Source organism: Bacillus sp. FSL R5-0603, assembly GCF_038050295.1.
GTDB classification, from domain to species: domain Bacteria; phylum Bacillota; class Bacilli; order Bacillales; family Bacillaceae; genus Bacillus; species Bacillus subtilis.
Map to the genome: position 1 here is coordinate 2554387 of NZ_JBBOYP010000001.1, position 14613 is coordinate 2568999.

General features: G+C 37.0%; 13 protein-coding genes and 1 pseudogene. 2 read left to right on the top strand and 12 right to left on the bottom strand.

What is annotated here, in order from left to right; all coding sequences use genetic code 11:
- Positions 1-95: 95 nt before the first annotated feature.
- Complete coding sequence (locus NYE56_RS13200) at positions 96-962, top strand: DUF1259 domain-containing protein (protein ID WP_024571956.1); 867 nt, start codon at positions 96-98, stop codon at positions 960-962.
- Between the two features lie 1018 nt (positions 963-1980).
- Here the strand turns inward: NYE56_RS13200 and NYE56_RS13205 are convergent.
- The 10 genes and pseudogenes from NYE56_RS13205 to NYE56_RS13250 form a co-directional block, all read right to left on the bottom strand.
- Positions 1981-3018, bottom strand: a complete 1038-nt coding sequence (locus NYE56_RS13205; RefSeq protein ID WP_217019454.1) for a flavin-containing monooxygenase — start codon at positions 3016-3018, stop codon at positions 1981-1983.
- 87 nt (positions 3019-3105) lie between these two features.
- Positions 3106-4041 carry a CDF family zinc transporter CzcD gene (gene czcD, locus NYE56_RS13210; protein WP_341283969.1) on the bottom strand — a complete coding sequence of 312 codons (936 nt, stop codon included), beginning with the start codon at positions 4039-4041 and terminating at the stop codon, positions 3106-3108.
- 416 nt (positions 4042-4457) lie between these two features.
- Complete coding sequence (gene brnQ / locus NYE56_RS13215; protein ID WP_123373017.1) at positions 4458-5780, bottom strand: branched-chain amino acid transport system II carrier protein; 1323 nt, start codon at positions 5778-5780, stop codon at positions 4458-4460.
- Positions 5781-5944: 164 nt separating this feature from the next.
- Positions 5945-6277, bottom strand: coding sequence for a branched-chain amino acid transporter AzlD (gene azlD / locus NYE56_RS13220; protein WP_003245988.1), 333 nt, complete (start codon positions 6275-6277; stop codon positions 5945-5947).
- Positions 6274-7038, bottom strand: a complete 765-nt coding sequence (gene azlC, locus NYE56_RS13225) for an azaleucine resistance protein AzlC (RefSeq protein WP_046381210.1) — start codon at positions 7036-7038, stop codon at positions 6274-6276. Before azlC ends, azlD begins: the two co-directional genes overlap by 4 nt.
- A gap of 12 nt (positions 7039-7050) precedes the next feature.
- Positions 7051-7524, bottom strand: a complete 474-nt coding sequence (azlB, locus tag NYE56_RS13230) for an azlBCD operon transcriptional regulator AzlB (RefSeq protein ID WP_015251617.1) — start codon at positions 7522-7524, stop codon at positions 7051-7053.
- A gap of 628 nt (positions 7525-8152) precedes the next feature.
- Entirely contained in the window at positions 8153-9388 is a 1236-nt protein-coding gene (locus tag NYE56_RS13235; protein WP_133954233.1) for a cytochrome P450 family protein, read from the bottom strand.
- Between the two features lie 685 nt (positions 9389-10073).
- Positions 10074-10640 (bottom strand): cysteine hydrolase family protein, encoded by a 567-nt coding sequence (locus tag NYE56_RS13240; RefSeq protein WP_014480365.1) that lies wholly within the window; start codon positions 10638-10640, stop codon positions 10074-10076.
- A gap of 227 nt (positions 10641-10867) precedes the next feature.
- Positions 10868-11229, bottom strand: a pseudogene (locus NYE56_RS13245) (YrdB family protein).
- Between the two features lie 44 nt (positions 11230-11273).
- A complete protein-coding gene (locus tag NYE56_RS13250; protein WP_174245731.1) occupies positions 11274-11429 on the bottom strand; it encodes a hypothetical protein in 156 nt (51 codons plus the stop codon).
- A 451-nt stretch (positions 11430-11880) separates the two neighbouring features.
- Between NYE56_RS13250 and NYE56_RS13260 the strand changes: the two genes are divergently transcribed.
- A complete protein-coding gene (locus NYE56_RS13260) occupies positions 11881-12147 on the top strand; it encodes a hypothetical protein (protein WP_123373014.1) in 267 nt (88 codons plus the stop codon).
- Positions 12148-12231: 84 nt separating this feature from the next.
- Here the strand turns inward: NYE56_RS13260 and NYE56_RS13265 are convergent, their stop codons facing one another.
- Positions 12232-13404, bottom strand: a complete 1173-nt coding sequence (locus tag NYE56_RS13265) for an MFS transporter (RefSeq protein WP_268555765.1) — start codon at positions 13402-13404, stop codon at positions 12232-12234.
- A gap of 114 nt (positions 13405-13518) precedes the next feature.
- Positions 13519-14463, bottom strand: a complete 945-nt coding sequence (locus NYE56_RS13270; protein WP_268555753.1) for an alpha/beta hydrolase — start codon at positions 14461-14463, stop codon at positions 13519-13521.
- Positions 14464-14613: the final 150 nt, after the last annotated feature.

Here is a 14613-nt window from a genome sequence, read left to right on the forward strand (position 1 = left end):
GGATTTCCCCTGTATAGACTAATGCCGTGTTACATTTTTTCCATTTCCACATATGTTTATAGTAAGTAGTAAATTTATTCAGGAGGAGATATTCAGTGGAAGAAATGGGCATGGAGCCATCTCAACTTTGTAGGGAATTTGCAAGGATTCTCAATTCAACACCTAGTGTCGTAAATGGTGTATGTACGGCTACAAGATTTCGAAACAACATTCATCCAGTGGTACTTGGAAGAAGAGCAGAAGCATTTCCTTTTATTCCTCAAGCCTTTTCATTTGAAAGCATGGATCGGAATGGCAGAGCTTTATGTTTAGGTGAGACTGTTTTACTTCAAGAAGAAGTGAACCCGTTTATGACTGAGTTACGCGAATTTGGTATTATTGTAACTGCCGTTCATAACCATTGGCTGTTTGATAAGCCACGTCTGATGTTTATGCATTTTGAATCAATAGACGAACCTCTCACCTTTGCAAGAAAAGTCAGGGAGGCTATGAAAGTTCTTATCAAGAGAACAGTCCGTGCGGAAGCAAAAGTTGATGGTGAAATGATTAAACAGCATGGTCTTTGTGACGAATTCAACGATATTCTAGGTGGAACCATGCATACTTTTGAAAATGGAATTTGTACAGTGATGAGATCACGAACGAATATAAAACCAGAAGTACTAGGAAGACCAGGAAGATCATTTTTACTCATTCCTCAGATGTTTTCATTTGAATCAATGACAAAAGATGGCCGTGCTCTTTGTAGTGGTGAAACCGTGATTCTCCAAAAAGAAATCAATCCATTTATCAGTGTGCTTCGAGAACATGATCTTATTGTAACGTCACTTCATAATCACTGGTTGTTTGATAAACCAAGACTGATGTATATTCATTTCGAATCAATTGATAAACCTATCAACTTCGCATTAAAAGTAAGAGATGCTTTAAAAGTTCTTACTGATAAAGAAGTTAGAGGTTAACATTATTTTGGGCAAAAAAAGCGATTTAAAAAATCGCTTTTTACATATACTAAAAGAGTCCCTTAATATAGCAGAAGTATATTATCAGAAAAGTTAGGGATGCTTTTATTGCGTGAAGCAAATCACTTTCTACATATGTAAACCTTCATTCAATGAAGGCTTTTATTAGCAAGTTAGAAATGTCATTTTTTATAAGATTATTTTGGGCGATTGCCTTGATCAATAAACAAGCTAGGTGCATATCCTGCCTAAAAGTCTTCAATGAAAGGGGTACAGATATGCATTTTCCATCCAAACCGTATGATTATTATTACGATTTTCGTCAACACCTTGATTTAAGTCAAGCAAATAATGAAATGCGAAGCCTTTTATATACTATTCGCCAAATTCCAATACACTCATCCTCCTTCAAAGAGTCAATGGCTACAGTTGTGAAAGACTTGAGAGTGGTTAGCAGGGCTCTTGCTCTAGGATGCGGCATGAGTTCAGAATTCAGATTTCTTCCAGATACCTGGGGATTACGTGAACTTCATATTGTGCACGCGAAATACCTTACTCCATTGAGTTATCACGTTTATTCTGCCTTAGGTGCGGCGGAGCTTCTAGCCTCCGGACAAGGACGCGCGCCTCATTTCCCTCTTATGGTAGGCTGCATGAATTCGATACTTCGCCTATGGTCAAACTTCCCTGCTGCTATAGCAGACCTTCGAAGAGCATCCGGTCAACAATACGCGTCATCGGTAGACGAGGCAGAAAGTCTCCTAAGACCAATGGTCCCATACACACAACGGGCATTATCAGTCAGTCATTCTACAGTTCATCCAACTATTTGGGAGGCAACCTTACGTGCTACACATTTAGCACGGGAAGTACGGCAGAAGGTTGCACAATCAGTGAGCCAGGGTACCTCTTATTCATAAGTCAACAGTGATACTTTTGCGGCATTACACAGTAACATCAGTAAACTTATTTACACAAAAGTAGAGCAGTAAACATGTGAGTTACTGCTCTACTTCGTTTATTCACCGTTCATTTGTTTTACAATGTATTCAGCATCATTTCCTACGCCTTGAAGCAACGCTGAACCTCGCTTATGCTGCCAAGGCAAACCTATAAAGTACAATCCTTCTACAGGTGAAACACCTCTATGATGTATGATTCGGCCTTCTTTATTCAAAACACCTTTTATATTTATCCAACATAGGGGATTCCTAAAACCCGTAGCCCAAATAATATTGTTTACTTCTAATGTAGATGAATCTTTAAAAATGATTTCATTTTGCTTTGCGGCAATGACTCTTTTTTTTAAGATAATCTCCTTCTGTTTTATTGCATGTTTTAATTCATGCCCAAATACTGGATCACCTTTCTTTTGAATGAATTTGCCTACTATTGATGTATGACTTGCATGTAAAACTCCTAATTTATCAAACCACCAAAAGATGCTTCTTTTTCCGATCATTAAAGGGAAATAAACTAGTTTATTACTACAGGCTAAATATGTAACTCTTTCTTTGGATAATTCAACAGCTATTTGAGCACCACTATTCCCACCACCAACTACTAGTACATTTCCATATGCCAATTGTTTTGAATTCTTATATTGTGATGAGTGTAGTTGATTAATATGATCGGCTAAATCCTTTGATATTGATGGAATATTAGGGGTATGAAAAGGACCTGTAGCAATGACAAGATTCTTCGTTTGATATTCTTCCCGATTTGTTTTTATTAAGAAATGATTCTTTATTTTTAGGACACTTATTACTTCTGTCCGTAATTGGATTGGAATTTCAAATTTTTTAACATACTTCTTTAGATAAGCAACAATTTCATTTTTTGAAGGAAATCCATGTTTTTCTCCTTCAAGATGCATTCCAGGCAAAGAGCTATACATTCGAGAAGTAAATAAAACTAATGAGTCATACCGATCTTTCCAGCTCTCCCCCACCTCATGACTTTTATCCAAAATGATAAACTTTTGATCGGACTGCTTAAGATAATATCCTATCGAGATCCCTGCTTGACCAGCCCCGATTACTATAGTGTCGTACACATTATCACCCCGCCAATTTCAAATTGTCAGTAGACAGAATCTGCAAAATGCTAGTTAATCTCCTCACTATAAAGTTAGATAAAAAATTTAATGGTGATGGTGGTCACGCGGCTTCTCCATTTTGGGCTGACAAAGGATCGCATCGTCGTGATTATGCGCTTCGGTTTCCATTTGAATGGTTACGTGCGTAATGCCTTTATGCTCAAGTTCATGTTCAATTTCGCGTAAAATATTTTCACTTTCTGAAATGGTCAGTTGATCGTCAACAACTGCATGGCAAGAAAGAGCATTCAATCCGCTTGTGATAGACCATATGTGTAAATCATGAATGTTTTGAATTCCCTCTGTCCCTTCAATTGTACGAATGATATCAGAGACATCGATATTTTCTGGAGTTCCTTCCATTAAGATGTGAATGGAATCTTTAGTCACATTGTAACCGCTTCTTAGAACAAGAATAGCCACAATGATACTAGCCAATGGATCTGCCCAGCCCCATCCAAAGAAGATGATAAGTATGGCAGCTAAAATGGCACCTACAGAGCCGAGCATATCGCTTATTACATGTAAATAAGCTCCTCTTATATTCAGATTATTCTTTGTATCTCCGCCACTCATCATAATCCAAGCGACCAATAGATTCACAACTAACCCGATGATACTAATTGTAAGCATGCCGGTTGTTGCTACTTCTGGTGGATTAGAGAAGCGTTCGATTGCTTCATAAATGATATAAAGAGAAATAAGAATTAATGCAGCACCGTTTATCACAGCTGCAAGAATCTCAAATCGTTTATAGCCGAATGTCTTATTGTGATTTGCCTTTTTTTCAGCTAATGTAAAAGCAATCAGGGCAACCATTAATGAAATTGAATCACTCAGCATATGGCCTGCATCAGATAAAAGCGCCAGACTATTTGTTAAAAATCCACCAATAGCTTCTATTATCATATAACCTGTAATCATGATAAAAGAGATCAATAAAACCTTTTTATTTGCTCCTTCATTATGATTGTGACCCATAAAAAACTCCTCCTTACCTAAAGTTTATTGATACATATGTATTTATTATTTCAAATCTGTTATGAAGCATTCTAACATGATGCAAATAATATTTATATATGAGCATGTGTTCATATATAAATATATCTGTTCTTTACTGAAATGTCAAAATATTTTTTATAGAAACCCACAATACCTCCTTAATTATTCTCTTATAAACATAAAAAAGCGGAGCAAACCCATGGTTTACTCCGCTAACCTAGTTTCTCTATCCTTTTCTTCTTCATATCTCTTATAAAAGGTATTGCGGTACCTCGATGATTTTTACCTTCATAAAATACATTATGCTATGTAACAGCTGTTTGTCCAAATGAGATTAAAAACATGCAAGCACTTTATCCTTCCTGCAGATCTGAGTGATATTTGCTGTTGATTGATCAACTTGTTTTTGTTCGGAATATACTCAGTATATAGCCGCATATTCCCCCTGCAATAGCTGGAATGAGCCACCCCAGCCCTATGTTATACATAGGAAGAATCTGAGTGAAAATACGATTCACAACTTCAATTTTTATTCCAGCCTCCTTCAAACCGTCAAATAGGCTGATGATGAATGCGAATAATAAACTGCCTTGATACACTTCTGTCTTCCCTTTAAATACAGAATGCAAAAACGTTAAAATAATTAAGGAAATCGCGATAGGATACATCGTCAGTAAGACAGGCATTGACACCTTAATGAGCAGGGTTAATCCTATATTTGCGACAAGCGTACTAAACACTGATAAAACGACAGCAATTTTTTTATAAGAAATGTTCGGAAATAATTCATGAAAAAATGAAGAACACGCTGTGATCAGTCCGACACTTGTCGTCAGACACGCCACTGTAATCATTAAGCCCAATAAAATTGAACCATAAGATCCAAAATAATAGGATGAAACCTTAGCCAAGACCTCTGCTCCATTTTCTAAAATCCCCAGTTCTTCAACGCTGGAAGCCCCCATATAGGAAAGGGCTGTATACATAACTGCTAAGAGTACAGCTGCAATCGCGGCTGCTTTTGCACAAACACCCATCAGCTGTTTTTTGGTAGAAGCTCCTTGTTCTTTCAATGCATTCACGATGATAATTCCAAAAACAAATGCTACAAGGGCATCCAAAGTGAGGTATCCTTCCTGAAATCCTTTAAAAAACGCTTGTGATGTGTACCCTTTTGATGGTGCTTGAATGGTTCCAATTGGGCGAATAAGAGCTACCACTACAAGCAATCCGATAAATGTCAGCTTAATTGGCGTCAAAAATTTTCCAACTATATCAATGATTTTTGAAGGATTGAGTGATAACAAGCATGCCAATGCGAAAAATAATATTGTAAATATGATCAATGAGACAGGGCCTGCATCATTTGATAAAAAAGGCTTTACCCCAATTTCAAACGATACGTTTCCTGATCTCGGGATAGCGAAAAAAGGCCCGATTGCCAAATAGAGAATCGTCGTAAATACAATGCCAAACACCGGGTGAACACGGCTGGCTAACGACTGTAAGTTTTGTTTATCCGAAAAAACAAATGCTGTTATAGCCAGTAATGGCAATCCAACTCCGGTTACTAAGAAACCTGCATTAGCGATCCATACATTTTTTCCAGCCATTTGACCAAGCATAGGCGGAAAAATGAGATTTCCTGCTCCAAAAAACAATGCAAATAGCATTAATCCTATAATGATGATATAGGAAGCAGACACTTTTTTTGACATTATATATCCTCCGATTAAAGTAGACACTTCTTGAATAGCCAGGAAACATTACAGATGCTATTTGCACTGGCGCAGTGTTGATTCCAAAATAAGTTTGTGTCAGTTTTATATATTTTTATCAAGTTCAATAAAAGCATGATCATTTTGATAGTTTCCGATATCGGTTAAAAAACCAATTGCACCAAAACCATATAAACAACGGTTCCCCCCGCTATGGAAAGAAGCATATTTTTCTTCCACAAGTGAAGCAGTACAACTGCAGCTGCCCCAACCAATTCAGGAATGCCATGACTTCCAGAAAGCAGACTCACATCTTTTAAACAATAAATGACCAAAAGCCCGATTACCGCTGATGGCAGCACTTTACCAAGATACTGTACATATTTCGGTGTCGGTTTGCCAGACGGGAAAATCATGAATGGAAGGAACCGTGTCAGCATTGTTCCAAGCACGACCATTGCAATGGTGATCATTTGCTGCGTCATAGTCATCGTCATACGGAAACCTCAGCTTTCTCCAATGGTTTTCTCAGAACAGTCAGTACCCCTAAAATGGCGAGCATAGCAGGAATAATAAATTGGTTTCCGCCAAAAAGGATAAGACAGGCTACTGAAAGTCCAAGTCCTGTGAGAGCACTGTAATGCTTTTTTTCTTTCATCCATTGTTCTATGAATATCACAATAAACAGAGCAGTCATCACAAAATCAAGCCCTTCGGTATTAAACTTCACGTACGACCCAAAAATACCTCCTATCGCTGCCCCCGCGACCCAATATAAATGGTTAAGCAGTGTCACAAAAAACATAAACCAGCCCTTGTCAACATTCGCCGGAACATTAGCGGTGTAATTGATAGAAAATGATTCATCGCACATTCCGAAAATCAGATAAAGCTTTTTCTTTCCAGTCCCCCTGTACTTATCCAACATGGAAATTCCATAAAACAAATGCCGGGCATTGACCATTAACGTCAAAAAAAGAGCATTCATAGGGTTGAACGCACCAAGTAAAAAATTCGCTGCAACAAACTCCATTGAGCCCGCAAATATCATAAAACTCATGATGATTGGATAGATTGCGCTAAATCCCAAAGAATGCATAAAGATTCCATAAGCTATCCCCAAAAACAAAAACCCCGCAAAAATCGGAATTGTATATGGGAATGCAGAACGAAATGCAGCCCATATTTGACTTCTCTTATTCATATGAGTGTTTATAGCAGGAGAGCTTAAATGTAACGATTCTTTATTTTTATTCAAATCAACAACCTCCTACATTTCATCAATTGGCACACTGACAGTTCTTTTTTCTGTACTCATGACTATGCTTGTGTCAACTCCACTAATAGCAGGGTTCTGCATTAATGAATCAATGATAAAATTCCGATAACTCTCCATGTCCTTCGCCACAATCTTAAGCATATAGTCATGGCTTCCTGTAAGTGTGTAGCATTCTTGAACCTGTGGGAATTTGTTTATATCCTCTAAAAATGAATGAATTGTCTCCCTATTTAAGGGTGATAAGTTGATGAGAGCTAGTGCTGTGACTTCGATTCCAAGTTTTTTCTCATCAACAATAGTCGTAAACTTTTTAATTATACCTGCTTCTACTAGGTTCTTTGTTCTTGCAAGGCAAGCTGATGGTGAAAGCCCAATTTTCTTAGATAAATTTAAATTTGATATTGAAGCATCTTCCTGCAATTCTCTTAAAATGGCCTTATCAGTTTCGTCAAGCATAATACCCATTTCATAACCCCCAATACCCTTAACTGAATTATATTTCATCCAATTTAAATGATAACGAATTTTTATTCGATGATCAAATATTATTTAAATTTAAATCCTTTCAAATGATTATTCACAGAATAAAATTACACTCGATATTAACTCATAATTAAATTATCTTACATCAGAAAGAAGTCATGGGAGAGTTATGTACTTGTGTGACTTGATACCAACACTAAGAAACTTATCAGAAGCCAAAAAGTTATTGCGGTCTCACCGAAATTTTAATTTGTGGTGCCCTATTGCCTTTTTCGGCGAACGAAAATTGTTAAAATTCACAAAACAGAAAGTCTACTCTATCATTATTTTTCTCATTAGAAACTATGCCCTCTATTATTTTATCTTAACAAACGTTTACTATGTAACAGCTGTTTGTCCAAATGAGGCTGAAAACAAATAAAAAACACCGATAGGGGGAAACTATTGGTGTTTGCAAGACATTTTCATGCCCGGTAGGCATAAATAATGCTAAACTTTGTTTTTGAAAAAAGCTATCATACCAAATTTTTATGTTACAGCTTTTACTATCGTTTAATCTAATTGAGGAGTAAAACGAGATATGTTTGAAAATCACATATCCCCAAAAAAATTAAAAACTAAGCGGCAGTTCTTCGAGTGCTCTCATCAGAAAATTCCCTTTCCATTTCATTTGTTCCTTTTCGCCTTTTAACTGTATATTTGGACAGCGGCGTAATAAGGTGGAAATCGCAATCTTGGCTTCTAAGCGGGCTAACTGTGCACCAAGGCAAAAATGATTGCCATGGCCAAAAGCAATATGGCGGTTGTTCTTTCTTTCAATATCAAATATGTCGGCATTTGGAAATATCTTTTCGTCACGGTTTGCTGATGCTAAGGAAATGATGATCACATCTTTCCGTTTAATCTCCTGCCCATGCAGTATAAATGGTTCAGCCGTCCAGCGAATTGTCGTCAGCTCAACAGGGCTGTGAAACCGCAATGCTTCTTCTATGGCTGAATTCATCAGGTCCGGCTGCTGGCGGAGCTTTTCTAATTGATCATTGTGACACATCAGAGCATATGTCATATTGGTGATTAAGTTTACGGTTGTTTCATGACCTGCAACGATAAGCAGCATAATCATCGAGTACAATTCTTCTGTACTTAATTGTGCGCCTTCACTTTCCGCTTGAATTAATGCACTGATTAAATCTCCTGAAGGTTCGCTCCTTTTTTTGCGAACTAAGGATTCCAGATATTCAACAAATTCTCCTAACAAATGATCATTCTCCTGAAGTCTTTCAGGGGCATCTGAAAAATCAATAATTGCTTGCGACCACACTCTGAATTTTTGACGATCTTCTAGGGGAATGCCAAGCATTTCACTTATCACGATAATCGGCAAAGGAAACGCATAATCGTCTACTAGGTTCATGAGTTTGTTGGGTTGTACTTTATCCAATAAGGAATCTGCTATATGTTGGATTTTGTCTTCCAACTGCAGAATCATCCGATGAGTAAATGCTTTCTGAACAAGAGTTCGCAAACGATTGTGATCCGGGGGATCTGAATTAAGCATATGCTTTGTTAAAGGCTCTTCATTCTTCAACAGAACAGGACGGTTCTCTTCTTTTGCGGTTATTACATTTTCATAGTTTTTCTTTAATTTTTCATTCTTTAATAAATGTATTGCATCATCATATCTCGATATGAGCCAGCCTTTCCCCAGAGCTCCTAAAGATAATGGGTAGAGAGGCTGTGATTTTCGCAATTCTTTATAAAATTCATACGCTTCATCTTTAAATGCTCTCGAAGACAATTGACTTTCCGTCAAAATGGTTACACTCTTTTTTTCTTTTGAAGACATTCATTCGACCTCCATCTTTATGAAAGGTTATGATAATCTTTAAATATAAAATCAGGACGATTTGTAAAATGATCTATTGAGATCAGTATTCGTGATAAGGGCCAAAATGCCGCCCCCGCATTTTGAAATAAAAGGTATGAGACAGTCATTAATCATTTTATGCCCAAACTCTTTCCCTGATAAGATGGCGAAACTCCTAATACTTCTAAATACCATGCCGGCTCTTTTAAGGATTTGTAGGATTTTTTTACCTCCATTAGTTACTGTCAACATGTTCAATACTGAAAATCCCCCATTTTGATTAATGTTATCCCCCCTGCTGCTATATAATCGATCAAATTAATGTCGGGTTTATTACGATGTTTTAATAGAGCGGCAACAACAATTTCACCATTCTGAATGTCAACAAAAAAGAAATGCTTTTTAAAATATGCTCTTGTCAGTACTTTATGCATTTCAAAAATAAATGAATGATCTTTTTTCGCGTTTTACGAGTAAATCCATAAAAGGATATTGATTGAAAAATTCATGGAGTAGCTTTGCCACTTTGCTTATTCATCTGCCCTTGCTTGTCGATAAAGAAACATTGATACATCTCCTCTGAGCAGTAAAGCAGGAAATCGAATTAAAGCGCCCTTCCTATTGGAAAGGCGCCTGCCGTTTTACTGTGCCAAAATGTTTTTCATCAGTGAGTTTTTATAAAATCATTTATTAATTGATCAGTTGTCAATATTGTGGCAAATTCATCATGCAATGTAGCTAGAGATATATTATGAATAGTCGCCGCATCATAATATGTATCATTTTGGTCTCTCATTCCGAAGGCTGCAGTTGCATCTGAAATCAGGTATGTATCAAACCCTAAATTACCACTCATTCTTGTGGTGGTTGATACACAGTGAGGCGTGGTTAAACCAGTTATGACTACAGTGGTTATTTCATTTAATTTTAAGAATTCTTCTAAATTCGTACCAATAAAGCTGCTATTTACTGTCTTGGTTATAATGACTTCTTCATCCATAGGCTTAACTATTTCCTTTATCGCAAACCCTTCATTCTTTGGATGGAATAAAGAATGAGGTTTATCAGAAGTGTGTTGTATGTATATGACTGTCCATCCTTTTTCTCTCCATAATTTTAGTATTTTACTAATGTTTTCTTCCGCCTTTACGTTATTTCGTTCCCCCCATTTTTTATCATCGAAGGCTTTTTGTACATCCACAATGATTAAAGCTTTTTTCTTTTCTTCCACAAGATACCCTCCTATGTAGAATTTCTATTTATTACTACCTAAATACAAATTTTACTTTTGTACAATTGTTTAATGATGAATTTCAAATGAGCGCCTTCTTTATTGGAAAATGCGTTCTAAACTGCAACTGTGCCCAAGCCGTTAACCTTCAATAATCTAATCTGAGAATCACTGGCTCTACAGAGAATGTTAAAAAGCACTCTAATAACGAGTGCTGAAATTAAAGACTATTGATTTAGAAGCCATTTAATACGCTCAGCTGAAATGATGTAGTGGAGTATTATTAGACATAAAAAGATAATACCAACTGGTTTTAAATGACTAAAATAAAGCGCTGCAACAGCCATTGCAAAGATCAATAATTCAATAACTAACCTTGTTACCCCGTTTACAGCTATTACAGTTTGTCTTCGACATGAGGTACTGCAAATACAGACCAGACAATCATAACTGCAATAGGTAAAACCAAAGTTAAAACATATTTAAAATAACCATTAAAGCTTATCCAAGCAAACACCCCTAAGGAGATTAGTGCAGCGATTTCAAGGGTGAATCTTAAAAGTAAATTAGTCTGATTTAGTTTTTCCAACTCCTCTTAAAAAACACCCCCGCAGGAGATGCTCTTTCTCTGCTTTATTTCAGCGTATAAAAACTTTTCTGTTCTTCCTCTTTAGATTTTATTGTAGTTTTCGGCGAGATTACCTCTACTTTTGAAGAGATGATACCGACTGCTGCTGTTACCAATGCTCCGATTAATAGAACGATGATAAGTATAATGAAATATGACAACTTTTCCCCTCCTATCCAGTTAATTATCCAAATAATCAGGAAGTTGTCTACAATTTGCAGAATTTGTCGAACGAAGTAAAGAATATACCATAAAAGCTGAATATTGACCTCGCTTATCGCTGGGAGACTTTACTCATTGTATGAATTACAGTAAATAAATTGCCTTCCCTTTTGAGAAGACGTTCCTCTCTTATATCCATTTGTTGCAACTTAGCTAGACTCTTCCAATAGGCTTCCTTTTGGCGCAGCTGCTTCTAGTCGAAATTGAGCAACACCTGAATGTTTCATTGGAATTTCTGAACCATAGAGTAGTCTCCGCAATCGATGAACCTCTTTCACTAACCTGTGATAGTTATTGATTGGGCTTTTTGATTCAAGAAAGTATTCTCCTAAAAATACACAATTTCTGTTATCCTTTAAGAACTAAAACATTTTTAGCGGGGAGTTAACCATGATTGAAAAATATACAACTGGAGTTTCTTTAGACTTTTTTAATGGTGATGAGACAGATTTAAAGGATACAATTGAGGAAATTAGACTTTTTGCAAAGACATATGAGAACGATAAAGTAACCGTTCTAAGTATTATTGAAAACGAATCTTCAAAGGGAAAAAACTATAAGGTCCTTTTACAGCACGAAAGAGATACAGATAACCTAGGACGTAAATATGAATATGATGAAGAAAAACTATTTGGTTTCTTTGAAGATGAAGAATAGTTAACACCCATACAGCGCATTCAAAAAAACACCCACTTTTAAAAGTGGGTGTTTTAAATTATTCATTAATGCTGAATGTATTCACTATCTAGAAAGTTGATGTGCAGGAGAGAACATATAAGTTCTTAGAAAAATAGTTACCAAACTTAGTATCAATGATAGAATCCCCACCAATATGACGTATTGTGTACCCATTTCTGATATAAATAACCCGCCTACAGCTGAACCAATTGTTGTTCCTACGTTACAGGATGATATAAATAAGCCATTTGCGAAATCAGGAGCTTCAGGGGCTGAAGATGCAATTAAATATTGATTAATATTAGCCATTAGTCCTCCAGCTAATATTCCCCAAATGAAAGTTATCATTGCCATTGGTACTGTAAACTGCCCTGTGAAGAATATGGCGATGTAAACAGCCACCATTAACAAAGGAAAAGATACTATAGACTTGATGGGACGATGAGTAAGCAACTTTCCTGCGACAATGTTGCCAATAATATTGGCTCCGCCAAAGATAAATAACGTTAAACTTGTGGTATTCGGAGACATATTTGTTACTGTTTTTAGATATTCAGCAAAATAACTATAAACTCCGAAGATCGAGGCGTTTAACAAAATGACAGTCACGATAGAAAGCCATATAATCGGTTTTTTTAATACGGAAAGTTGCGTACCATACGAAAGTCTTTCTTCAACAGGCATAGAAGATATAAAAATCAATGTAGCAATAAATACAATAAAATTAACAATAGCAAAGAATGCCATCGCCATTTCATACGAAACGGCACTATCAATAAAACTTGCGATTGGTACGCCAGCTACCATACCAGCAGATACTCCTATGAATACCTTAGAGACAGCTTTTGGAGCTGCCTCCTGTCTTACTGAGGAAGCAGCTACTGTAAATGCCAAGGAACAATAAATCGGATGAAAAAAAGCTGGAATGATACGAGCAATTAATAGAATGGTAAAGCTAGATGTAAATATTGATATCATGTTTCCGAGAACGAAAACTCCTAATACAAGTAACATGACATGCTTTCGATTTATCCCAGAAAACAATAACGGCAGTGTTGGCCCAGATACAGCAATAGTAAGAGCAAAAAGACTCACCAGCAATCCTGCTTTTGATATGCTGACATGAAAGTGATCAGCAATAGAAGGCATTATCCCAATAACACCCATTTCGGTATTTAAGATGCCGAAAACACCTATGGTCAAGATGAGAATCAACAAATGGTTTCGTTTAGACAAAAAATCAACACCTATCTTCAATAAAATGCCCCCCTAAAAACAATGGAGACATTTATTAAAATTTCTTATTGAAATAATTCAACGTTATTTTCATCATTTTGGATGATGGTTGACCTACTTCACATTATCAGTAAAAAATGCTTCCAACTTGTCGAATGGAATCACATCTGTCTTGTCGTATAAATCAACATGTCCTGCATTTGGAACGATGTACAGCTCTTTTGGTTCCGCCGCCAATTCGTATGCATCTTCACTAAAGTATCGTGAGTGAGCGTGTTCGCCCATGATGAACAAAATGGGTCTTGGCGAAATTGATTTGATGTGCGTAAGCAGTGGGAAGTTTATAAAGGACATGCTGCTTGTCACGGTAAATTGAGTAATTGAGTTTGGATGATACCCACGAGGCGTAGAATAGAACTCACCAAACTCGCGACCGATAGGGTCTGTATTATCATCAAATCCAATAGGTGCCCCTCGATCGGTCAACGCTGGCGGGTTGCCCTCAAACTCCGCGTACCGTTGCTCGGCAATTACATCGAGTGCTCTGTTGCGATCTTCTTCGGTGAACGAGTCCTTAAAGCCGTTGCGTTGAACCCGGGATATATCGTACATGCTGACCGTTGCCACAGCTTTGATGCGCCTGTCAACCTGCGCTGCACTAATCGCAAAACCCCCGCTGCCGCATAAACCAATTGCACCGATTTGATTCCTATTTACAAATGGGCGAGTCCCTATATAATCAACGGCTGCGCTGAAATCTTCAACGAATAAATCAGGCGAAGAAAGGTGGCGCGGCTTCCCCCCACTGTATCCGTTGAAAGATGGATCAAATGCGAGAGCCACAAAACCACGCTCTGCCATGTTTTGAGCATAGATTCCGGACCCCTGCTCTTTAACACCACCATAAGGCGCACCTATAATAACGGCTCCGTGTTTCTTTGAACTATCTAGATCTATTGGCAAATAGAGATCTGCCGAAATTTTTATTCCAAACCGGTTTTTGTATGACACTGATCTCCTTATTACCTTATCGCTTAACTTAAAAATATGGTTTGACATATTAAATACCATCCTTCCATGTTAAGTAAAAGCTACAATTGATGTTTTCTCAACATCTGTCTATAATTTATGATACAAATATAAGCAAAACAATCATTAATTTAATCGGTTTTGTTGTTTAAACAACAACTCACTAAAAATTGTCGATTA